The organism is Catalinimonas locisalis (genome assembly GCF_038039535.1).
Taxonomy (GTDB): domain Bacteria; phylum Bacteroidota; class Bacteroidia; order Cytophagales; family Cyclobacteriaceae; genus Catalinimonas.
The window spans coordinates 18,481-42,175 of sequence record NZ_JBBPHP010000045.1 but is presented as its reverse complement, the minus strand read 5'-3'; the positions used below and the strand labels follow the sequence as shown (position 1 = coordinate 42,175).

Below are 23,695 nucleotides of genomic sequence, written 5' to 3'. Positions count from 1 at the left end.
AATTAATTCGTATACATAATTTTTACTTCCTTTCCATCAATCACATACTGAAAACCCATGGTGTAGCCAATAGACTTCAATACATAGGATAGACCTTTGTCTTTGAATTTTCCTGTATAGTCCCAGGGTTTTGAGGATTGACCTATCATGGTAATTTTGACACCGTACCAACGTTCCAGTTGTCTTATTACCTCTTCCTCAGATGTCCCTTCAAAAAATATAATGTTATCTTTCCAGGCGATTACTTTCTCAGTATCAAACCCTTGTTTGCTTAAATGTCTACCTCTATGTAAAGAAGCCTGTTCACCGGGATGAAGTATCAAAGTAGATACCGTATCAGGCTTTGCTAAACTCACCTGCACTTTTCCTTCTACCAGGGCTATTTCAACTTTATTTTGTTCATTTCTAACATTAAATGCGGTTCCCAACGCTTCGGTTATCACTTCATTGGTCCTGACTCTAAATGGTCTTAAGCTATCTTTGGCTACATCCAGATAAGCTTCTCCTTTAATTTCTATTACTCTTTCATTGCTTGAAAAACGTTCAGGATATCGGGCTGTACTCCCGGCGTTTAATATCACCTGGGTGCCATCTGAAAGGTCAAACCGTACTTTGGTGCCAAGAGGAGCTTCTTTGGTAAGAAAAGCGATCGCTTTTTCCCCTCTTTCACTTTCATGAAATCCTAAATAACCTGCTATACCAATACTCAGCAACAGCAATACAGTAGCGGCTACTCTGCTAAATTTCTGATAATCCCATTTCTTTCTTTGAGACGGGTTTGCCGAGGTGCCTAACACTGTCTCCGCATTTAGCGGAATAACTTTGGTATTGGCTGCATCCTTAACTTGAGGATTTTCTTTTGTGCTTTGCACAATAGATTTCCAAATGGAATTCTCAAGTTCATCATTCCATCCGTAGTTAATGCGAGGCATCCTCAGGATGATTGCCCTTGCCTCCTGCAACATTGCTATTCTATCAGGATTACGTTGCAACCAACCTTGCCAAAATAAGTTGCTCTCTTCGTCGGGTGAAAGTACCCACTTCCGAAAATACTTATCCAGCACAAAATCTTCTACTGTAAACCGACTGTAACTCATATTGATGCCATTTCAATATAACAGTGACATCAACCTGAGAAAGTTATCCTTCTAAAGAGAAAAAAAATAAAATATTTTTAAAATAAGAATATAATCAACTGGATTTCAGCTAATTGCAAAATTAAGAAAAGAATAAAAAATGATAGGTGACAAGTAAAAAAAGAAAATCTATTATGGCTTTTCTGAGCGATTTGATTCCTTTCCAGGCAACTGTATAGACTGACCTTACATTAATCTCCATAACCTGAGATATTTCTTCATAGCTCAGATCTTCATCAAATAATAAGTGTAGCACTTCTCTTTGGCGGGGAGGCAATTTTGAAATAGCACTAGCAATCTTATGTTGCTGTTCCTTAGTAAGTTGGGCGGTGATTAGCTTATTTTCCAGAGGCAGTTCTACGTCCATTTCCGGCAGTTTTTCAAAATCTACCTGATAAATCCAACGCTTCTCTTTGCCATATTGGCGCTGTAATTTGTACTTAAAGGCTTTAAAAAGGTAAGTTTTAATTTTGGTGACTGCTGATAGTTTTTGGTGTTGCTTCCAAAGATCTATAAATAACTCTTGTAAGGTATCTTGCACCCATTCGTTTCTCCCATACAGCTTCATTCCAAAGTTGAATAAATCTTTACCATAGGTACGGTAAAGATATTCCAAGGCACTATGGTCACCTGCCCTTAGCCGATTCCAAACATCCTCCTCATCTAAAATAATAAGCTTTTTTCCAGGATTTGAAGACGGTAACATCAAATTACATTTATTAGATAGCCCTATGTTAGTTTATTTAAATAATAAAAACAACAGCTGATAAGAAGCAAATATTATTATATCTGCAAAATCAGAAAGCCTAGTCACTTATACAAAATGAACAAGATAAAACCTGCTCAACATCTAAAGAGATATTTTATATAAATTTAATTATATAATTAATTAATATAGTTATATATTTGCTTGTAAATGATAAGCTATGCATAATATCTTTACAGCTCTTTTAGTTTGCCTTTGTACGCTCTCTTCTTTGGCCCAGCAAGTTCAAAAAATTCAACCTCAAACCTGGGTCAATAACATTCCGATTACTAGCCAAAAAATACTTCAGGATAATGGGAGTTATCAATACCTTCTCATTGATGAGCAGGTTAACCTGTTAAGGGAGACCGTCTACCGACACTATGCTGTAAAGGTACTGAATGCCGATGGTATTCAGTCCATGTCAGATATCAGTATAACCTTTGATCCGAGCTATCAGAAACTGCTGGTGCATGATATTAAAATCATCAGAGAAGGAAAAGAAATAGATAAGCTTCAGCAGAGCAAGGTTCAGACTTTCCAGCGAGAAACCAGTATGGAAAGGTCACTTTATGATGGCTCTTTGTCAGCGGTGGTGAACCTAAGCGATGTTCGCAAAAACGATATCATAGAATATGCTTATTCTATAGTGGGATTCAACCCTATTCACCAGGGTGAGTTTTCTACTGTTTTCTATCATCAGCACACTGTACCCGTCAACCGGATCTACAGCCGACTCATATGCAATACTCATCAGGATATCCAATATCGCCTGTTTGAAGGTGCTGCTGAACCTACTGTGAAACAATCGGATGCTACACAAGAATATCTTTGGGATGTAGAAGCAATGGATTATTTACTGTATGATAACAATGTACCTGCCTGGTACGATCCTCATCGGCATGTAGCGATTTCTACTTTTAAAGATTGGAAAGAGGTAGTGGATTGGGCGCTTCCTTTGTACGAATATTCTAAAAGCCAGGTAGGTAAACTTAATCCTGTTCTGGAAAATACTTTTACAAAAGAGACCACTATTCTTTCACTCATCAGAATGGTTCAGGATGATATCCGCTACTTAGGATTTGAGTCTGGAATAGGTGCTTACAAACCTCATCCCCCTCAAAAAATATTTAACCAGCGCTATGGTGACTGCAAAGACAAGTCTCTGTTGCTGGTCGCTTTACTTCGCAAAGAAGGTGTTGAAGCTTACCCTATGCTGGTCAATACGCAATTGAAAGAGGATTTAGTGGAACAGTTACCCAGCAACAGAGCCTTTGATCATTGTGTAGTGAACTTTCGCTTCCAGGGAGCAGACTATTTTGTAGATCCAACTATCTCTAACCAGGGAGGTGATCTTGCCCATATGTCATTTCCTAACTATAAGAGAGGGCTCATCATAAAGCAAGGAAATTCAGAGCTTATCAGTATTCCTAAGAGCATTATACCTACAATTAATATTAAGGAGTTAATTACCGTAAAGCAGATAGGTGAAGAAGCAGACCTGCTCATCCGCTCTGAATATACCGGCTCTAAAGCGGACTTTATCCGAAGTAATTTCAATACTGATTCAAGGGCGTCTATTCAGCAAAGTTATCTCAACTATTACCATAGTTTGTATACCTCACTGAAATCGGTGGATTCTGTAAAGTTTTTTGATTATGAACGCAGTTCTACCAATAAAGTGGTGGTAGAGGAGCATTACCAGATAGAAAACTTTTGGCTCACTTCTGATGATTCTTCCTATCTCTACTGTGAAATCTACCCTTTAGTACTTGAGTCTCAACTCGGCTACCCAAAAACTACCCAACGTAGCATGCCCTATTATATGGGAGAGCCTTACTCATTTTCTCAGACGACTCAGGTGGATATGCCCGAAGACTGGCCGGTTCAACCGCTGGACATAAATATCAATGGAGATGGGTTTGCCTATAAAAATATTATTCAAAGTGATGGCAGGACAGTCTCAGTAACGCATAATTACAGCCTGAATAAAGAATATATTGCGGGAGACTCAGCAGAGGAAATGCTGCGTAAACATCAGGACATACAAAATGAATTCAACTATTACCTTACCTACTACCATAGCCTTGCAGGCTTCTCCTTAAGCTGGGTTTCTGTGGTACTGGTGGTAATTGCTATTGGAGCTGGTGTATTTATTTGTTACAGAATTTACGATCAGTATGACCCGTCTGCCTGGAAATATGCCGAAGATAAACCTATTGGAGGATGGCTCATATTGCCTGCCATTGGGCTAACCCTCTCCCCTCTTTTGCAGGGTGTAGATATTTTTTCAGACGACTATTTCAACCAAAATTCATGGGAAAGTATTTTCTCCACTGGTATTGACAACCCTGTTCAATATGCTCTATTCTTCGGAGCGGAATTAGTTTGTAATACGCTGTTTCTTGTATTTACCATTATGGTACTCCTTGCTTTCTACCAGCGCAGGACCAGTCTGCCCCGTTTAATCACATTTTATTATGCATTAGGCTTTATTATACCTGTGCTGGATTTATGGATCGCTGAAGAAATCATTCCGTCCCAACTATCAGATCAGCATCGTATGGAAGTATATAAGGAAGTAGGCAGACTGATTATTGGTGCTGCAATCTGGGTACCTTACTTCCATCTTTCAGAAAGGGTTAAAAGTACATTTTGCAAACAGCGCCATAATGATGATACAACGGAAGATATCTATACCGATTTAAACAATAGCGCTATGCTCAGCACTAGTACTTATCAATAGTTAAGTTAGCTAAATCAATATTTTCATCCTGTTGAAAAAAAGGAAGGGAGACTAATCCCGTTTCACGGCGATCCCTCCTTGTTTCCTAGAATATAATCTACTGCTTTCTGAGCCTGCTGGGCAGCTTCTATGACAAAGCGCTTATCATTATGCAGTACCTTAAGCCAACCTTGTATGTAGGATGCGGCATCATTGAGTTCTACTTCAGTCTGAAATCCCATCAGATTGGATAAGAAACTGGCTCCCATCTCCGCGATAAGCTCTTCCTGGCTGTAGCTCCATGAACCGAAGCGTTGAGGGGTGTTGCCGCCTTTACGGTTCAGTCTTTTAGGATGGCCAGTGGCATGCGACAGCTCGTGATATAGTACCTGAAAATACGCTTCAGTAGTAGGAAAAGATGTCATCTTAGGCATATTGATGTAATCGTGTTGAGGATGATAGAAAGGTGTATTGCTTTGGGTCTTTATCCCAACTGAATATGGCATGGTGTGGAGAGGTTTAAAGCCCTGCATCAGTTTATCTTTATTAGCACCGATACTTTGGTTGTGCTTTGGCAGATCAAATGTTACTCCTTCAATATTCTGAATATTAAAAACCCGGTAATAGCGGAGGAAAGCTTTGCGCTCTACTACAGCGGTTGGGAGGCTTTTGGCTTCTTCTTCAGTAAGCTTCCTCCCTGTTTGCTGATGCTGGAAGTACCATTGCCAGTAAACAATTGGAAGAGCTTGGGAGCCCTTCTTGATTTTACCTCCTAATTGTTGAGCTTGCTTGAAAGTAAGAAAGTAGGGATGGCTAAAGCCCAGACTGTTGAGCAGTAGTGCGTTAATTCCGCGGTAAGGCTTCTTGCTCAGGTAATTGGCGGCAGGGCCTTGTTCACTCCAGCTTTGCTTCCAGGGAATGACCCCTTGTTCTAGTTTTTCTAGGATGATGTCAGTGACCATTTGGTAAACATCTTTGCGAGCCTGGGAATTAGAATACTTTTTCATAAGAGTAAAGGGTTTGTGTCCCGGGAATGGGACGGTGAAAAAATTGATGGGCCATCACCCAGGCTTGGGGCTGGAATTCGGGCAACGAAGCAACGGAATAAACTTGTAGAGGAAAGTGGGGTGGCTTTATGCCGGAATTTCTTGCCTATTTTCCAGCAATCAAGCCTAAATTGCTCTATCCATTTGCATGAACCTTGTGCGGTTGGAAGTTTTTATCTAATACTAGAGCAGGTTATAAACTATGATTGAGAGGTACATATAGTAGATCGCCACTAGCAACTGAGAAATGCTATGTCTTCTGTGCAATGAAGATAATTATACTGATTTCTTTTCTTACTCAACATTACCGCCCCAGGAAGTGATCCTTTTATTAGCTTCTTTCCAAAGCTGGATATTATTCTGATAGATTAGATTAGTATGCATAAGTTGACGGATTTTAATAATAGCTTCTTCTTGGTCGAGAAGGTTTTTGTCAACCAATTGATCAAATATCCAGAACATACCATGAACCTCAACAGCAATTTTTTTGGCAAAATTCCTCACTGGTTTATCACTGCTCAATACCATGGCTTTTAATTGAGATGCCACATAGATTACAGATTTATCTTGCTGTGATAAAGCTTTAGGAAAGTTAAAGGACTGAATTTCCTCCAGTCCCTCAGCACTATTATTATGTATAGTTAATTGCTGGCTTGTTTCATATGCTTTCAAAATCTCTTGTTGCTCTGGATATAACTCATCTATTACCTCTAAAGTGGTGTGAATTTCCAATTCTAGTGGTGTGCTGCCCAGTTTGAAAAAAGGAGATATAAGCTTTAGCTCAATCAGATCAATAAATATACAAGCATCTGTAACAGCAATCTTCATTAAATCATCAGGTTTTCCTTTCTAAATTCAGCTAGTTTCTGATTATTCAAAGATGCTGCTTTACTCATAGAAATGACTTCTTCAGCTAAGGCCCGAAACAACAACTGGCTGAAGCGATTAGACTTCTCGTAACCTTGATATTTATAGGGTTCTTCCTTTTTATAACCCATTTGGCTAAACATAAAGAAAAACTGCTTATAATAATTGTCACTAATGATATCAAGGTCTTTTGCTCTGTACACTATAGCTTGCATAGAGATACCATATTGCTGCTTTAATGCTCCTAACTCATGAAAAGACAGCCGGGTTCTACGTTCCCCTAGCTCACCTTTAATTGCTTCTTCAGGGAATAGAAGAGCTCCTGCAAAGTAATGACAAAGTTTCTCTTTGTCTTTTTCTGGAAAATTTGACAGATCTTCTAGTAAAAGATGCCCCAACTCATGCAATGCAGTCCAACGTTTCCGATCAGGGTTGTTATCAAGTTTATTTATATTAAGTACAATGACAGGAACTTTATCATTAATATAAGTGGAAAACCCATCCAATTCTACAGTAGATTCAATCTCAATGACTTTTATATGATTGTCTTCTAAAAGCTCGATGACATTTGCTATTGGATCACACCCTAATTTCCATGCTTTGCGCAACTCATCTGCCGCATGTTCAACATCCTGTTGAGCATGATTTTTACTCACAGAAAAATGTTTTAAAGGATTATTTAATTGAGTTTGAATACCCAGAATCTCCTCCAATTCAATATATCTTCTGAGGATATCGCGAGCAATCTCTATGATCCTGGCTTTTTCTTTGGCAGAATACTTTTTGAGTTTTCTAAATTCAATCTCACCAAAATTTACTCCAGTATCTGAATAAAAATAATCCGGACGCACTTGAAGCGACTCAGAAAGTAAACTTATCATCTCACTATCAGGAGTTACTAGCCCCTGTTCATATTTACTTATTGCCTGTTTAGTTACTTTATTATTGATCCGATCAGCTAGTCCCTGCAAGGATAAGCCGTTCATCAAACGAGCTGATTTTAAACGTTCAGCAAAGTATTTCATACAAGTAAATTATTGTTGTATTTGAACAACATAAAAAAGCAATGACTGGTTTACAAATCTAGTCAATAAAGTAAATATGTCAACTTGTCATAAATAAATATTTCAACGTATGACAGTTATGAACTATACTTTTTAAAAATACTGACAAAATGTTTTGGTTGACAGATTGGTATAAAATTTGAAACTTGTCAACTAAGTGAAAATAGAAAAGACAATGGAAGAAAAGTCATTCAAGATATTATCTATAGATGGTGGAGGCATCCGAGGTATTTATCCAGCTAGATTACTTACAGAACTTGAAGAAGAAATCAATCATAACTGTTCTGAAAAAAAAAATATATGTGACTACTTTGACCTTATCTGTGGAACATCAACAGGTGGAATAATTTCCCTGGGTTTGGCATTAGGCATGTCAGCTCAAGATATTTTACTTCTTTACCGGGAGAACGCAAAAAAAATATTTCCTGGAAGACCAGGGATTCTTTCTTATTTAAGAAAACCTAAATACCCAAATGAGTATCTCTATAGTTTGTTAAAGAAAACATTTCAACCTCTTTCTAAAACAGGAGACACAAGACTTGGGCATTCCAGAACACGAGTTTGTATTCCAACATTTAATGCATATTTAGGAAAAGCACATGTTTATAAGACTGCACATCACCCTGACCTTAAGCGGGATTATCAAATACCTGCTCATGATGTAGCTCTATCTACTGCTTCTGCCCCTATCTTTTTTAAGCCACATTCTTTTAAATACAAACATGTAAGAGGGGAAAACGAGATTTGTGTCAATCATAATGTTGATGGTGGCATTATCGCCAACAATCCCACTCTCATAGGTATCATTGAAGCCCATTGTGCACTAGATGTGCCTCTTGAGGAAATCAAGGTATTGTCTCTGGGTACCGGACATCTGAAATTCTCAGAGACTTTGAACCCTCATCAGTTTGGAATCATGTACTGGCTCAAACGACAGCGTGTTTTTGAAATGATATTTAGTGCACAAGCACAAAACACCGATAACACTGTCAAATTTCTAGCTAGTGGACTTGGACACACAAGTAACTCAAGATTCTTTTATAAAAGGGTGCAGTATGACTTCCAAAAAGGAGAATCTATTGATATGGATGAAAGTGCTGAAAATAAAATAACCCAGCTTGAGGACATAGGAGTTCAATCCTTCAAAGAACATGGTGCAGAGATAGTAAAAGAGTTTTTTGTTAGACAAAAAAGAGAGTATAAACCATTAAAACAAATTTAATTATGGCAGATTGTCACGAATTATTTCAAACGTTCCATCAGGATATTTCAATTAGAAAAGTCAAAAAAGATAGAATGACCAATTCCAGAGATGGATTAAGGAGTAGAATAAGAAAGGATTTTAAAGAAAATCATCCAGAATATAAGCCAAAGTTCTATATACAGGGATCTGGGAAAATGGGAACCGGTATAAGAACTAAAGAGGATATTTGTGATCTGGATGACGGAGTTTACTTTTTCCGTCAGCCTGATGTCTCAGCTACTACTTTGCAGACTTGGGTAAAAGAAGCTGTAGAAGGATATACTACAACATCTCCTGAACACCGAAAGAAGTGCATAAGAAGCATATTCGCCGGTGACTATGAAATTGATATGCCGGTATACTATAAAGTAGAAGGACAGGAATATCAGCTTGCGGTTAAAAATAATGGATGGGAAGATAGTGACCCCAAGGCTATGGTTGACTGGCTCAACAAAAGAAAAGATATAAAAGGGCAACTTGTCAGAGTAATTAAATTCTTGAAGGCATGGTGCGATCACAAAAGAAATAGAATGCCCAATGGCTTATCTATGACAATTCTCGCTGCCAATGCGAAAGACAATTTTTTTTACAATGACAGGGATGACATCACATTAAAAGATACACTGAAAGAAATAAAGAAAATTCTGGACTTCCGTTTTGAGTGTATAGTTCCTATGGTTCCTGGAGATGATCTGTTTGCTAATTATGATGATACACGAAAGAAAAACTTCCTGACTGCTTTGAATGAGTTCATTGAAGATGCAGAAAAAGCACTCAGAGAGCCAAACCAGTTAAAAGCAAGTAAGCTTTGGAATAAACACTTAGGCGATCGTTTTCCAGAGGGTAAGGATAAAGAGGAAGATCAAAAAGCTTTTGCCGCTATCATTTCTGGAGCAAAATCTTCAAATCCATGGGCAAAAAAGGTTTAGAGCTTTTTTTAACAGAAGCAAAAGAGATAGGTTGTCAAACCCCAAAGCTTCGAGTTATAGAAAAAAATGACATTCCAATTATTTCAGGAGAACTGGACTTAGTTAGTGAAAATGAGGGTGTAAAAGATACTTATGCAATTGAGATACTTCCCACTGCTCATTATCCCAGCCGTTTTCCTCTGGTATTTGAAACTGGAGGAAGGATTCCAAGGAATATTGACTGGCATATCTTTGAGAGCACAGGCCACTGTTGCATCAAAACGTTACCTGAAGAAATCTTAATCTGCAAGAATGGCATCACCCTCTCTCACTTCATCGAGACAGAGGTTATTCCCTATTTTTTCAATCAAACATTCAGACGCTTAAAAGGATATTTTCTTAATGAACGTTCACACGGTATTTCTGGAGAAATAGAGTTTTTCAAGAGTGAACTGATAACTGATAATATTCTAGATATAGTAAAATGGTTACAGTTTATTTTGCAAAGGAAAGAGCCTTCCAGAAGTGAAAAAAGATGTTTTTGCGGAAGCCAGTTAATGTATAGACATTGCCATAGAGAAGCGTATAGAAAGCTAGCAAAGCTTGGAAATGCTGAACTCCAATATTTCATTAAGAAAATTACAGAGTCAGAAGAATTTATCACTGCATATTTGAAAAGAGAAAATAACAATACAATTATTAGGCTATAATTAGCTCTATTTGATCACCCTTATTTTGTTACAAATCATTATTAATTTTACCCTTATTATGTTACAACATTCGGAAATATTTACTCCGAGGTTAAAATACAATAATAGTTTGGTGAGCAACATCTAAACCGGAAGAATAAAGCCCACCGAAAGCCTCTCATCTTGCAAGGTGCCCGACAGGTAGGCAAAACTACCCTAATCCGGGCTTTTGGTAAGAAGTATGCACAAACTATTTTTCTGAACCTGGAAAAACCAGAAGACCGCAATTTTTTTGAGGCCTATGAGAATGTTCATACGATCATGGATGCGCTCTTTTTATCCCGTAACCTAACTTCAGAACTGAAAGACACCCTTTTATTTATTGATGAGATACAGGAATCCCCCAAGGCTATTCAGCTATTACGCTACTTTTACGAGGAGATGCCTGAACTACCAGTGATCGCGGCAGGGTCATTACTGGAGTTTGCCATGCGTAAGGTTAAGAGTTTTCCGGTAGGCCGGGTGGAATATTTATTTTTATATCCCCTCAACTTTTCAGAGTTTCTTCAGGCGATTAATCATCACACTGCGCTGGAGCAATTGCAACAGATGCCGGTCAAAGCTTTTGCACATACCACCCTGCTCAATTTATTCCATACCTATGCCATTATGGGAGGCATGCCTGAGGTAGTGAGAACTTATGTGCAGGAGCGAAACATGCAACTGTTGCCTTCGGTATACGAAAGCATATGGGGCACCTATCAGAATGATGTGGAAAAGTATGCCAAAAACGACACCGAGCGGAAAGTTATCAAACACATCATGGCTACAGCCCCCTTTTATGTAGACCAACGTATCAAGTTTCAGCATTTCGGTAATTCCAATTACCGTTCCCGGGAGGTAGGAGAAGCCATGCGTACTCTGGATGATGCCAAAGTCATACAGCTCATGTACCCTACTACAGACATGGAAGTACCCCTTATACCTGATTTGAAAAAGTCGCCTAAGTTGCAACTGCTGGATACCGGACTGATAAATCATGTGCTAAGTATCCAGGCAGAAATGCTAGGCTTAAAAGATATGAGTAATGCTTATAAAGGAAGCATTGTTCCTCATCTGATCAACCAGGAGCTTATCTCTCTTAACAGCTTCAGTAACAAAAAGCCATACTTCTGGGTGAGAGAGAAAAATCAGGCTTCTTCAGAGGTAGACTTATTGTATGTACATCAGGACAAAGTAATACCTATTGAAATCAAGTCGGGAAGTACCGGCAGCTTGAAATCTTTGCATCAGTTTGTAGCACGTGCGTCCCACCCATACGCAGTAAGGATGTATGCTGGTGAGTTTAAAGTCATTAAAACCAAAACTTCGGAAGGAAAGCCTTACCTGCTGATGAACATGCCTTATTACCTGGGGACTAGAATTCCTGAATACGTTGACTGGTTTATTAACCACAATACCTTGTAAGCTAAAGACCATGTTCATTCAAAGAAAGTATTACTGAGCATTCAGACTACCTATATTCAGGATAAAAGCTTAGCCTAGAGGATTTAATCCCCACCGATAGAACTCACTTATTACAAGTAAGAGAAAAACCTCCTGTCCCACGGGTTAAAATACTTCACTGCAAGTATTTGCCATATTAATACCTGATACCTCCAGATATTATATTGTACTTTTCTAATTTTACTTAACTGTATTTAGCATCATCGCAATCAATTTATCCATATCTACAGCTTGCATATTCAATTCATTTTTTGCTATAATTATCTACATATCAAATACTTATAATATTATAATTCATACAATTTGATATGTATTGTATTGATTTAGTAAGTGAGTAAAAATTGTACTTAAAAGCAACAAACCAAAATGACACAAAGTCTATTAAATTTTATGAATTCACCGCTGGGCATAGTAGCACTTCTACTGTGGGTTTTGCTATTGGTTTTGACCGTTTGGCAGTGTAGAAAGTGGGCTAAAGCGAGCCGAAAAGAAAAAATTATCTATCAAAATCATCCGGCAATTCTGGTTAAAGAATATAAACTTTCTGAGTTTGAATTGGGTGATGAGCAAGTTGAGAAAATCACACCTAAACCAGTGAATATCCATAAACCGTCAAAGCTCAGCCTGGAAAAGCAGAAGGAACGTCTTGCTTCACTCAAGAATGCCTGGGATGTGTGATTCATTATAGTGTTTTTGTCAATTCATTTTATACACCAAACCATATTACACCATGCAAAATTTGTATGCATTCCTCAAAGCCCGTGCTGTGCTTTATTCCGCGCAGATCATCCGTAGCAAGTCTTTGATGCTACTAATGGCTTTTGTTTTCTTATCGGTTCAGCAGTCCTTCGGACAGGCTTTGGTAGAAAATGCCATGAACAGCATCAAAAGCTGGATTGTGATTATTCTGAATGTAGCTTTTCTGATAGGTATTGCTATCGGAATATTCAAAGCTGCCATGAAATTCTTCACGGGTGCTCCTGACAAGGTGGAGTTCATGATCGGAATTGTCATCGCCATTGCCCTTTTCGGAGGTTTTCAGTTCATCGTAGATGACCTGGCCGCTTTCTTAGGAGGAGATATTTTATTGGATGACACGCAAGGATAATGAAAACATTTAAGTCCATTGAAAAGAAAGCCCAGATTTTAGGACTGCCCATGCAGGATTTGTTTGCCCTGCTCTTTGGCTTGTCCATTGCAATGGTGCTGGGTATTGTGATCAACTTTTTTCTGCCGGTAAGCAAGTACTATTTCTTTGCCGTGCTACTCGCAACTTTAGGAGCTTTTTTTCTATTGAAACGCATCAACTTGCGAAAGCATCCCAGCTTTCTTTTTTCACTGCTTTCCTATCGTTTCTGGCAACCCAAGCGCTTAGAGGTTTGGGGAAGAGAAACTGGAGGTGACGGACCAAATACCGGAAACAAACAACTACAATGATTCAATTCTAACGTAAACATGTTCATCAAACCTAATAAGAAAAAATCTACCTATCTACGGGATAGACTACCCATATTTGCTTTGGAAGAAGATAAAGTCATCTTCAAAGACGGAAGAGTAGGCATAGGTTTTCGTGTATCCGGAGCTCCTTTGGAGTCCTGGACGGAGAGCCAGTACGGTCAGGCTAATGATGTGCTATGCCAGCAGCTCAAGATGCTGCCGGTAGGTACTGTGATACAAAAGACCGATATCTACTTTGACCGAGAATATAAAGCGAAAAATATACGGGAATCCGCTTATTACGAAGCTAAACTGCACGAACACTTCTTTGCGAGATTAACACTTTTGCAAGAAAGCTATCTGTTTCTTTCTTTTCCCAGCAGGACCAAGAGCAAATTAAATAATACTTCACCCCAAAGGGTCAACCCTGTAAGCAGCATGTTTGCCTACGGAGGATCTATATTGAAGAATCCATTTGATGGCATAGAGGATCTGCTGAAAGAAGCTGAAAATCTGGCAGCCTCTTTTGTCAAAGGACTCTACAGTCTAAAGGATGTGTCTTTTGATAGGTTAAATGAAGATGAGTTAAACTCCCTCTATCTGCGCTACATCAATCTTTCTTTTGATCATCCCTGTACAAGTCTAAATAGAGTCCTCTACAATGATCTTTCCTCCCTGGCTGTCGGAGAAAAGAAAGCCAATGTGATTACCATAATAGGGCAAGGCAATGAAGTCTTTGCCAGTGTCAAAAACCATTATGGCGTCAGTAGTCCCTATACCTATCAATTGTCTCAATACATGCAATTTCCTCATGTCGTGACCCAATGTCTATTGGTAGAAGACACTGAGAGAGAACTCAAGAACCTGGACTTTGAAAGAAAGCTCAATGACTCATTAGAGTGGCTCACTACCCAGGATCATGAGCTCAAAGCTCAGGAACTGGAAGAGTTTACTGCTTATGTAAGGTCAGGTAACACTAGCCTGGTAAGCCTGCACCAATCCGTGATGGTTTTTGAAAGTGATGAGCATTTAAGAAAAACTTACGTTGAACGAGTGGTCTCAGCCATTCGTCAGCTCTATGGCGCAGAAGTAGTCGTTGAGAGTTTTGATACAGGCAATCTGTTTTTTGCTTCTCTTCCGGGAAATGGTTTTCAGCACTACCGCTGGCTCATTACTTCGGCAGATCTTGCAGGATGTTATCTGCACTTCATGACAAGTCATGTTGGTGATAAAACGGGAGAATACTTGTGTGACCGCTTTGGAAATCTTTTGCAGGTGAATCTTTTCAACACCCGGCAAGCCAACCAGAACTGTGTAGTCATTGGCCCATCTGGCTCAGGCAAGTCTTACACCATGGGAAACTTCATTGCCCAAAGACTAGAGCGAGGTGCCCGGCAGATCATCATTGACAAAGGCGGTACTTACCGTAATGTAATGTATGCGCTGAACGGAAAATCATTTGACGAGACTTACTTTGAATATAGCGCTGAAAAGCCCCTGGCTTTTAATCCTTTTCTGCTGGAGAAGAATGAGGATAATCAGTATCTGCTTACCGCTGAGAAGAGTAACTTTTTGATTGCCGTGCTAAGCACCATCTGGAAAGGAGGAAGCACTGATGGATCAGGAAAACAGGATCTAACTCCTGCTGAAAGAGCGATCTTTAAAATGATCCTTCCCCGTTACTACCAACATCTGGATGAGAACCCGGCATCCTATCCGGGGATTAATTCTTTTTATCATTTCTTGCGGCAATACCACCGGATTCATGAGCAGGAAGAAGAATACCGCTCAGAGATCAGGTACTTTGATATGGAGCAGTTCCTAACGGTCTTGAGACCCTTTGTCTCAGGCGAATACCGGCAGGTGCTCAATGCCGTACAAGAGATCAGCATCAGTGAACAACAACTGGTCTGTTTTGACCTGGATAAGGTCAATACTGATCCAGTCTTGTATCCACTGGTAACGCTGCTGATTACTGAACTGGCCCTGGACCAGATCAGAAAGTACCCTGATGAAATCAAATATCTCTATCTGGATGAAGCCTGGTCCATGCTTTCGGGGAGTTTACAGGAGTTTATTAATGAGCTATTCAGAACCATCAGAAAGAATAACGGTTCTGTCTGCATCATCACCCAAGGCTTGGGTGAGATCAAAAAATCCAGTGTGGGAGAAGCAGTACTCGTGAATGCCGATACCAAGATCATCCTGAAGCATCAGGACAAAAGATTGGTTAGTGAACTGGCGGATCATCTTGGCTTTACCGATCATGAGATAGACCTGATCCATTCCATGCGAGTGGAGAAGTCTTTCCGGGAACTCTTTATCAAGCAGGGAGAAGAAGCCAGAGTATTCAGATTGGAAACCTCTGCTCATCTGGACGCGGTGCTTTCTTCCAAGCCCGAAGAGCGAAACTACTTGCGAAAGCTCATTGAAAGGTATCAGGGAAATCTGCCTTTCGCGGTGAATCAATTTGTGAGTAATTCCAAATTGAAGATTACAGATTGAAAATTCATGAAAGCTACGAATACCAATTCCTTACTCACACATGTTCTAAGCCTTGCTATAAGTTATTTGCAATTTTTAATTTTCCAATTTTCAATTTGTAATGAACAATTTAAGCGCGAGCGCTGAGTTTTTAGCAGCTGTAAACACTTTGCTGGAAAGAACCCTGGCTATTGGCCTCTCTATGATTCCAGTCTTTCTGTTGATTGTTGTGTTCAACCAGGTCTTTTCTGCACTGGTCTTTTCCCAACGATTTCGCCTGGACTTTCAGCCGATGGTCAGAGGTGTGGTGCTTTGGATTGGGCTTGCTTTCTACTCAGACTTTTTGGATGTGATCAGTGCGACAATTCAAGCGATCTCGGATTATATCGGACCTGACAGGACCTTCATGCAGAAGCTTGCTGAGATGTGGAACCTGCTCTTGCCGGGAAGCCAGACCGGAGAGCTGCCCAGCAATATGGAAGAGCTGTATGCCTCTTTTACTCGCCTGATGCAGTTTGACCTGGTCAACTGGCTGTTGGCTTTGCTGGAAGGATCTTTTGTGCATATCGTAAGAAAAGGCATTGAATTGATCCGTCTGGTGCTGCTGGCTTTTCTCTACATCGTAGGACCACTGGCGATTGGATTGTCGGTCATACCTGGTTTGAATAGCCTTGCCATGAAATGGCTGCAGAGCTATCTGACGGTACAGTTCTGGAGTATTACGCTCATTATCCTGGATACACTGGTATCAGAATTTAACAGTCTCTACTTCAATGGTTATTTATTCCCTGATGAGTTGAGCACCACCAATTTTGTACTGGTCAGTCTGGTGATAGTCATTCTCTACTTTATGGTACCCCATCTGACAAGTTACATCATCGGTCATTCACATGCTGCTGTCTTTCAGAGCAGGGTCTTTAGCACTGCTATGTTAGGCGCAGGATTAGCGTATCAGAAGGGAAAGGCCGTGATGTCTACTAGTAAAGTAGTCGTTGGTACAGGAGCAGCCGGTAGTACATCAGTCAACGCTGGTGCACAGGCAGCCAGATACGCTCATCGCAGAAAACAATGATTTATTAAAACCTAATATCCAAATTTCTAACCCCTAAACACCATGTCAAGCGTAAAAGACTTTAACAAAACCTTCAAGACTATGCAGATGCTGGCAGCTGTCAGCATCCTGGGCTTTATGATTTCTACTGTGGTATATATTATTCAATACAGAAAAGTAAAAGAGTATTACCAGCAACAGACCTATGTCATTACCTCCTGGGGTACATTCCCTGCCAGCTATTATGACGGAAGAAAAGTATCCAGGATAGAGACCCAGAATCATGTGGAGACCTTTGTCAAGCATATGTTTGCCCATAGTGCGGAGACTTATTATGAGCATATCAACTATGCCTTGAATCTAATTGATGAAGAATCCGGTAAAAGGATCTACCATGACTTTGAAGAAGGAGAAGTGCAGAAAAACTACGTCCGCTATGGTTCTCACACGGAGGTCAAGCTGGACTCTGTGGTACTGGATATGAACACCCTTCCCATAGAAGGAAAGTTCTATGCCTTGCAGGAAGTACATATCGGAGACAATGTACGGACGCTTCCAATTGCAGCGAGTTTCAAGGTAGTGCAAGCCTACCGGCATGAGAAGAACCCTTATGGCCTTTTGCTTACTGATTTTGACTTTATCGCCTACTCTCATAAAGAAGAAAAGCAACCATGATCAGATACAATTTAATTTTCATTTTGTTGTTGGTAACTACTTTAAGTTATAGTCAGGATACCATCTATGTGTCTGATCAGGCAAAGTCTTATCTAATCTTTGATAAAGCAGTGAGTCTGGCAGATATTGGTAATCCTATGCATTATGAAGCACGCATTGAAGGTGAAATTGTCATGGTGATTGCCAAAGGAGATAATGTTTCACCGACGCCATTCTATGCATTAGTAGGAGGGAAGCCCTTTCAGGGAATACTCATCTTTCAATCTCATCCTCGGGCTTTTTATGATTTCAGAAAGGATGAGACAGATCATGAAAAGTCAGTAGTTAGTGAAGCTGAGAAGAGATTTAAAGTACTCAAAGAGCAAACAGATCTTCATTATGCAGGAAATAGAGAGCACGGTATTGGTTTTAAGCTGGTAGGCATACTGCATGATCATCAGGCTACTTATCTCAAGTTCAAAGTAAAAAACCATACTTCGGTAATCTATCAAACTGAGTTTATTGGTTTTGAAAGACTCAAGAAGTACAGGAAAGGCTTCTTTGCCAAAACACAAGCGGCCCATTTTCCAATATTAGGAGCTGAAGAGTGGGGGAGTAATGATATTTTACCCTATTCATCTGCCTACCTATATTATTTACTTCCCCTTCAGGCACTGGAAAGAAAGGAATCTATTATCGCTACTTTAAGAGAAAAGGGGGCACGTCGCAGTGTCTCACTAAAACTTCCTTATCAGCTGATCAGAAGAGCGGATTTGTATTAGTGGATGGGAGTTGGGGATTAGGACTTGGCCTTTAGTGTGAAGCTAATCTTTAGAACTGTAAAGTTACTTTCAATCTCTAATCCCTAACCACCAATCTCCAAACCCCAAAAACACCATGGACTTTAAAGACAAAATTGATGAAGCGCATATCAATGCTGAAAAGCTTCGCTTTGAGGCTCCCAAGCCTGCCAAAAGCTGGAAGGACAAAGTATTGCAACTTCTCTCCAAATCCTGGCTGCTACTCATTGTCGGAGCAGCAGCAATTGCAATCACTGTACTTCACTTTAAGGGTAAGGATATCTTACAGACAATACGGCTTACTCCGCTGCCTAGCTTTGGTTGGGAAGAAAGTATTCAACCCAAAGCATTACCGGACAAAACCGAAGTCTACAAAGAAGCCCTCAAAAAGGAAGAAAAAGATAGAAGACAGGAATTCTCACAACAAGCTAAAGGTGCGGCCAAGTCCAAAATTACCAGGCCTGACTGGAAGATGATCAAGCAAAGGTCATTGCCTAAAACTGATTCTGTTCAAAAGATAGATTCCATACAAAGGGAGAGTATTCAGCCAAAGTCTTTAGCAGCTGATACACTCAAAAAAGTCAATTCTCCATCCAGGAAAATTAAAATGAAGAGAAAAAGAAAAGAAGTCACTACAGAAACGCCTAAGGAAAAAAAAACCGAAGTGCTGACTACTGAAGATATGAATAAAGCAGACAGCCAGAATTTCTTTCAAGCTGTGAAAGTGAACCTGGCCAATACCTCTACCCAAAGCTTTACCGCTTGTGTAATACATGGAGATCAGGAGTTGGGTAACAACGATATGCTAAGCCTCCGCTTAACAGAAAGCTTATCCATCAAGGGGCAGACTTTTCCTGCCGGCACCATTTTTTACGGCTCGGCAAGAATCGCCCAAAGCAGAATCCTGGTAACGGTTTCAAGGATATTGCAAACTCCAGTTCACCTTCAGGTGCATCATCATACTTTTCATGAGGGTATTCTATTGGATGAGTCTCAAAGTCTTCTGGAAGAAGCTGGCCAACAAACCCTTTACCGGCAGGGACAGCGGTCGGTAAGAGATATTCCTTTGGATATAGCCGCTGAACTGGGTCGTAATGTTCTTCAGAGAAGTAGAAGAAAGCAAACTACAGTATTCCTGCCTGATGGGCTTCCTCTTTTTGTTTCTCAAATACTAAATGATCAATAGCATGAAAACGTCTAAGCTTTACACTCTTCTGGTAATATGGCTTTGCTTGAGTACCGAGGTTTTTGCTCAGGGTATTCCGGTCATGGATGTCACGCATATCGCGATGACAGTAGCCAATGGACAAACCCTGAATGATCAACTGGATAAACTCAACGAACAAGTAACAGTATCCTACCGGATTGAAGAGAGGATTGGGGAAATCTATGACCTACAGTACAACTACCAGGAATTTCTCAAACAGGCCGAAAGCATACAGGAGCTACAATGGACCAATTTAGAAAACAGTGAAGCCCAGGCTTTATCCATAGCCACCAACATGGATGCTTATGTGCAAGGCTTTGAGGGTATTGAAAGACTCAAAGATGCTTATCATAACCCTGAAAACGCAAATGGTGCTATGGGCTTATACCAGGAGTTAGATGGTTTTGGCGCAGACAATCTACTACCTGCTAGCCCGGATGCCCTGCAAACCAGCCTTTCATCGCTTTCGGTGAATCGTGCCGCTTTTGATGAGATGGCTTACAAGAAGAAGTTACAGGTGGCCTTATCTTATCATGAGCTAGCTCAAGACCTCTTGGAAAAAGCTGAGGAACTCAGCCAGGCGCTGCTGGTCAACGAACGCTTTTCTATGACTGAAGGAGAAAGACTCTCCAGTATCAAACAGGCCCATGACTATATCCTGCAAAGTATAGACTTGAAGCTTCAATCCGATCAACTGATCCTGGATGTGATGGAGGCGGCAAAACAAAGCAAGACCGGCCCCATCAAACAGTACGAACAACAGTTGGAACGAGAGGTACTTGCCAATACCCCACTTTATTAAAATTCGTGTCCATAAATTTCATCTCGTATGAAGTTCATCATCTTCCTTGTTCTCATACTTATACCTACCCATGGTTTGCTAGCTCAAATCTCAGTAAGTGATCATCTCTTACAAGATGAAATAGCAGAACAGCTAAACCATGATACCAAACAGGCAGCCATACTAGGACTTATCCAGCAGCTTACTGAGCAAAGCCTGGATACGGTTTCAGCGACTCACCAGTTACAAGCTTTGTATCAGGAATTTCTCAAGCAGACTGCAAGTACTGCTCAATTTCGAGTTTCTGAATTGGATGAAGAAAGGGACAATGCTCTTCAGATAATACAGGCTTCTTCCCAATTAACAGGTTACTCTTTTGCGAACAATCTTGCTGAAATCTATCATGCCCAGTTAGAACCTGCTCAGAAGAGTCAGCTTCTTTACGAGGAGCTAATTCCCTACGATGAGTCATTGATGTTGACTGAGCCTAGTAGTTTTGATGTTGATCAAAAGCAAAGAAAGCTGAATCAATTAGCACTCAAAGAGATGAGCGACAAACGAAAACTGCTCCTGGCTAAGACCTATCAGGATCTCGCTGAAAGCAAACTTAAAAATGCCCAAGAGTTACAGCTATTGTTGCAGCGTGATGAAGTTTTTTCTATGACTGAACAGCAAAGACTAAAGACTATCAAAAGGATGCAGGAGTACTTCCAAAGTAGCTCAAAGCTTAAAACCAAAGCTGATCAATGGGTACAAAAAGCCGCATCTAACTCTTTTTCAAAGGCTTACTCAGTCCAAGTATTTGAGCATCAACTGGAGCGAAAAATTCTTGAAAAAAGTACTTTGTTTCAACCCTGAATATCACTATCATGCACTTGAAATTCAGATTTTTCACCCTTTTCTTTATGCTGCCTTTTGCCCTTCGGGCCCAGCTTATCATGGTTTATGATAGCAAAGCTTTAGGTAAAAGTGTGCAGGATTTTGCCATGAATGTAGTCAAGCAACAACAGTATCAAAAGACACTGGAGCACAGAGAAGGTATGCTCGCACAATACAGCAGTATTGAGGCTTTGCAAGAGGAAGTGCTCCATCAGTGGAAGCAGATTGAGTCGGTGAGAGATTTGCATTGGAGCGATCTTTCTAAGTCTATCTATTTGGCTGATGAACTGGTCAATGGGATTCGCCAGTCAGATATAGAACTAGATATTATCATTGGTGAACATCCTGTATTATACAGATCAATAGATGAAACCTATGCTGATTTATTTATGGCTAGTTCTGCTGAAGCTCTGCCCATTGACTTTAATAACTTTCAAGAGGATAAGGAGACCTCAGCTGAGCTTATCAAGAGCTTTTCGTACTACGCTGCTCAAAGAATGGCATATGCAGCGGTAGCTTTTCAGTTTCTGGCAGAAGACCTCATACGCAAAGCATCTGAAATGAATGAAGTACTAAAGCAAAATGATCGCTTCTCCATGACTGAGGCGGAAAGAATAGCACTGCAGTCCTATAGCGAGGAATATCTTTTGACTGCTGAAACACTGCTAGAGCAATCTGATGAATTGTTGATGCAAGTCACTAAAAACCCTGAATCCATAAACGATGCTGTCCGGCAAAGAAAAAGTCTGGAAAGAACTTTAATATCTGATACCCCAATTTTTTAACCCCCAAAACTAGTGCTCACTATGAAACACTATTATGCTTTTTATGTACTAGCTTTTACTACAATTGCCTCATGTCAGTCTCCAGAGATGATTGCCCCTCCTGAATATGAAATGAAAACACTGCTGCATCAGAAACGATGGAAAGTAGTCTCCATGCTGGCGGAAAGAAAGAGCGATGGCGAAATACTGGATTGGTATGCACAGTTACCTGCCTGTGTAAAAGACAACATCTTCATCACCGAAGCTCCTGGTACAGGAGCGGTTGGACAATTGAATGGTGAAGAAGGAAACACAGTATGTCAGCAAAATGACCTCACCTACATTCCACTCATCGCCGGATGGAAGCTCAACGATCAGCGTACCATTTTCGCAGTATCTCTTTTTGCCTCCGGTCACCGCATGCTCTATGGTTATGCAATGGAAGAGTCTTATGCTGATGAAAACTGGATACTGGAAGAACTTAATGAAGAGTTTATGCAGATACGGGTTGATAAAGTTTTAGAAGAGGAAAATTATACTTTTGCGCTTAGGTTTGAGGTGATACGTTGATGGTGCTTGAGATTGAAAACATAAGTGAAGGTTAGTTTAACTATAGTAACTTTACAAGCAATTTGTGAGCTGGTTGCAGCTCGTATTCAATAATCTGATTAGTGGAGGAAAAGAATTAGCAGTGGAGGATTAACTTTTTTAACCTATTATTGGATATATTTTCACATTATTGCTGGCCTTATATTACAAATAAAAAAACTGACAGTTTCAATTTTTTACCTCCTAAATAGATCTATAAATATTAATGAAAACCGTTCCTAAGTTTAGGAGTTGTATTCAACTTAATAATAACAATAGGTTTTTTGGTTGGACTACCTTTTCTAATTTTTTAGAAATCTAAATCTTATACAATGACAATATTATTTTAGGAGTCAACTTTAAGATTTTTACTTCTTTCATACACAGTAATATAGTCACCGAAATACACTAGTATATTATTGCGGCAGTAGCTTACTTTACATCAACATAGTTTTTATTTTTTTTTAAACATAGTTAAGCCCGGGATCTCATCGCAAATGACCTCCTGGGCTTTTCTCTTGCTTGGATATGGAAGAGGAAAGAATGACATTAGAAGAATTCATGGAGTTGTCCTTTAGCTATCGCGCTCAATACCTTTGGGCCCATGGTAGCAAGATGACTAAAAAATGGACGATTCCCTGAATTTTGTCTAACAATTACAATGTACCACCAGGCAGATACACAAAAGCAAGCTCTGAAGGAGAAATATTTTGCGGAGGTTGCCATATATCACAGAGCAGCACGCGGAAAGCCCTGTAGGTTACCCCTTTGACTTTACTTTACTAAACACTGAGCGACATTTATGTGCTTTTTTGCTCCACCCAAATCCATAGACCTCAATGCACTGTAAATAGTTAGTCTGCCTGTAATAGGGAGTAAACTTAATAGAAAAACGTTAACATGGTTAAATATTTTTCTGGAATTAATTGAGATAAATGGAAATATTTAATTCCAGAACTCTTAAAGGATAATTATTACAAATTTGTATTGTGCTTGATGTAAATTTTTTATTACTGGGAGCTCTTTTTGTTTATGCTAAAAGGCTAAAGATGAGCTTAATTGTGGTTAATAAAGAAACCTAGGTTATTATTAACCTAGGTTTAACTTATTAGTAAGCTTAA

General features: G+C 39.8%; 22 protein-coding genes. 17 read left to right on the top strand and 5 right to left on the bottom strand.

Annotation, left to right across the window (positions count from 1 at the left end):
• Positions 1 to 2 precede the first annotated feature (2 nt).
• Positions 3 to 1,097, bottom strand: a complete 1,095-nt coding sequence (locus WJR50_RS29280; protein ID WP_341296882.1) for a FecR family protein — start codon at positions 1,095 to 1,097, stop codon at positions 3 to 5.
• Positions 1,098 to 1,218: 121 nt separating this feature from the next.
• Positions 1,219 to 1,842: an RNA polymerase sigma factor gene (locus WJR50_RS29275; RefSeq protein ID WP_341296881.1), complete on the bottom strand. Its 624-nt coding sequence runs from the start codon at positions 1,840 to 1,842 to the stop codon at positions 1,219 to 1,221.
• 220 nt (positions 1,843 to 2,062) lie between these two features.
• On the opposite strand from WJR50_RS29275, the gene WJR50_RS29270 reads away from it, so the two are divergent.
• Complete coding sequence (locus tag WJR50_RS29270; RefSeq protein ID WP_341296880.1) at positions 2,063 to 4,627, top strand: DUF3857 domain-containing protein; 2,565 nt, start codon at positions 2,063 to 2,065, stop codon at positions 4,625 to 4,627.
• A 62-nt stretch (positions 4,628 to 4,689) separates the two neighbouring features.
• On the opposite strand, the gene WJR50_RS29265 is transcribed toward WJR50_RS29270, so the two are convergent.
• From WJR50_RS29265 to WJR50_RS29255, 3 genes are all read right to left on the bottom strand, one after another.
• Complete coding sequence (locus tag WJR50_RS29265; protein ID WP_341296879.1) at positions 4,690 to 5,613, bottom strand: ArdC family protein; 924 nt, start codon at positions 5,611 to 5,613, stop codon at positions 4,690 to 4,692.
• A gap of 333 nt (positions 5,614 to 5,946) precedes the next feature.
• Complete coding sequence (locus tag WJR50_RS29260; protein ID WP_341296878.1) at positions 5,947 to 6,480, bottom strand: PIN domain-containing protein; 534 nt, start codon at positions 6,478 to 6,480, stop codon at positions 5,947 to 5,949.
• A complete protein-coding gene (locus WJR50_RS29255; protein WP_341296877.1) occupies positions 6,480 to 7,544 on the bottom strand; it encodes a helix-turn-helix domain-containing protein in 1,065 nt (354 codons plus the stop codon). Before WJR50_RS29255 ends, WJR50_RS29260 begins: the two co-directional genes overlap by 1 nt.
• Before the next feature lie 214 nt (positions 7,545 to 7,758).
• Here WJR50_RS29255 and WJR50_RS29250 point away from each other — a divergent pair, with 214 nt between their 5' ends.
• The 16 genes from WJR50_RS29250 (at position 7,759) to WJR50_RS29175 (ending at position 22,556) form a co-directional block, all read left to right on the top strand.
• Complete coding sequence (locus tag WJR50_RS29250) at positions 7,759 to 8,805, top strand: CBASS cGAMP-activated phospholipase (protein ID WP_341296876.1); 1,047 nt, start codon at positions 7,759 to 7,761, stop codon at positions 8,803 to 8,805.
• Positions 8,806 to 8,807: 2 nt separating this feature from the next.
• A complete protein-coding gene (locus WJR50_RS29245) occupies positions 8,808 to 9,755 on the top strand; it encodes a cyclic GMP-AMP synthase DncV-like nucleotidyltransferase (protein WP_341296875.1) in 948 nt (315 codons plus the stop codon).
• A complete protein-coding gene (locus WJR50_RS29240) occupies positions 9,737 to 10,444 on the top strand; it encodes a hypothetical protein (RefSeq protein ID WP_341296874.1) in 708 nt (235 codons plus the stop codon). The genes WJR50_RS29245 and WJR50_RS29240 overlap by 19 nt, the downstream gene beginning before the upstream one ends.
• 159 nt (positions 10,445 to 10,603) lie before the next feature.
• A complete protein-coding gene (locus WJR50_RS29235; RefSeq protein ID WP_341296891.1) occupies positions 10,604 to 11,890 on the top strand; it encodes an ATP-binding protein in 1,287 nt (428 codons plus the stop codon).
• A gap of 405 nt (positions 11,891 to 12,295) precedes the next feature.
• A complete protein-coding gene (locus tag WJR50_RS29230; RefSeq protein WP_341296873.1) occupies positions 12,296 to 12,607 on the top strand; it encodes a hypothetical protein in 312 nt (103 codons plus the stop codon).
• A gap of 52 nt (positions 12,608 to 12,659) precedes the next feature.
• Positions 12,660 to 13,037: a hypothetical protein gene (locus WJR50_RS29225; RefSeq protein ID WP_341296872.1), complete on the top strand. Its 378-nt coding sequence runs from the start codon at positions 12,660 to 12,662 to the stop codon at positions 13,035 to 13,037.
• Positions 13,037 to 13,366, top strand: a complete 330-nt coding sequence (locus WJR50_RS29220; protein ID WP_341296871.1) for a hypothetical protein — start codon at positions 13,037 to 13,039, stop codon at positions 13,364 to 13,366. The genes WJR50_RS29225 and WJR50_RS29220 overlap by 1 nt, the downstream gene beginning before the upstream one ends.
• A gap of 18 nt (positions 13,367 to 13,384) precedes the next feature.
• Positions 13,385 to 15,871, top strand: a complete 2,487-nt coding sequence (locus tag WJR50_RS29215; protein ID WP_341296870.1) for a VirB4 family type IV secretion system protein — start codon at positions 13,385 to 13,387, stop codon at positions 15,869 to 15,871.
• 100 nt (positions 15,872 to 15,971) lie between these two features.
• On the top strand, positions 15,972 to 16,922 hold the full coding sequence (locus WJR50_RS29210; protein WP_341296869.1) for a TraJ family protein: 951 nt from the start codon (positions 15,972 to 15,974) through the stop codon (positions 16,920 to 16,922).
• A gap of 42 nt (positions 16,923 to 16,964) precedes the next feature.
• The gene (locus WJR50_RS29205) at positions 16,965 to 17,576 is read left to right on the top strand and encodes a conjugal transfer protein TraK (protein WP_341296868.1); all 612 of its coding nucleotides are present in this window, start codon (positions 16,965 to 16,967) and stop codon (positions 17,574 to 17,576) included.
• Entirely contained in the window at positions 17,573 to 18,337 is a 765-nt protein-coding gene (locus WJR50_RS29200) for a hypothetical protein (protein WP_341296867.1), read from the top strand. The genes WJR50_RS29205 and WJR50_RS29200 overlap by 4 nt, the downstream gene beginning before the upstream one ends.
• A 115-nt stretch (positions 18,338 to 18,452) precedes the next feature.
• Complete coding sequence (traM, locus tag WJR50_RS29195) at positions 18,453 to 19,541, top strand: conjugative transposon protein TraM (RefSeq protein ID WP_341296866.1); 1,089 nt, start codon at positions 18,453 to 18,455, stop codon at positions 19,539 to 19,541.
• A gap of 1 nt (position 19,542) precedes the next feature.
• Positions 19,543 to 20,364, top strand: coding sequence for a hypothetical protein (locus WJR50_RS29190; protein WP_341296865.1), 822 nt, complete (start codon positions 19,543 to 19,545; stop codon positions 20,362 to 20,364).
• 27 nt (positions 20,365 to 20,391) lie between these two features.
• Positions 20,392 to 21,201, top strand: a complete 810-nt coding sequence (locus tag WJR50_RS29185; RefSeq protein ID WP_341296864.1) for a hypothetical protein — start codon at positions 20,392 to 20,394, stop codon at positions 21,199 to 21,201.
• 11 nt (positions 21,202 to 21,212) lie between these two features.
• Positions 21,213 to 22,007 carry a hypothetical protein gene (locus tag WJR50_RS29180; RefSeq protein WP_341296863.1) on the top strand — a complete coding sequence of 265 codons (795 nt, stop codon included), beginning with the start codon at positions 21,213 to 21,215 and terminating at the stop codon, positions 22,005 to 22,007.
• 21 nt (positions 22,008 to 22,028) lie between these two features.
• Complete coding sequence (locus WJR50_RS29175; protein WP_341296862.1) at positions 22,029 to 22,556, top strand: cytochrome c-type biogenesis protein; 528 nt, start codon at positions 22,029 to 22,031, stop codon at positions 22,554 to 22,556.
• Positions 22,557 to 23,695 lie beyond the last annotated feature (1,139 nt).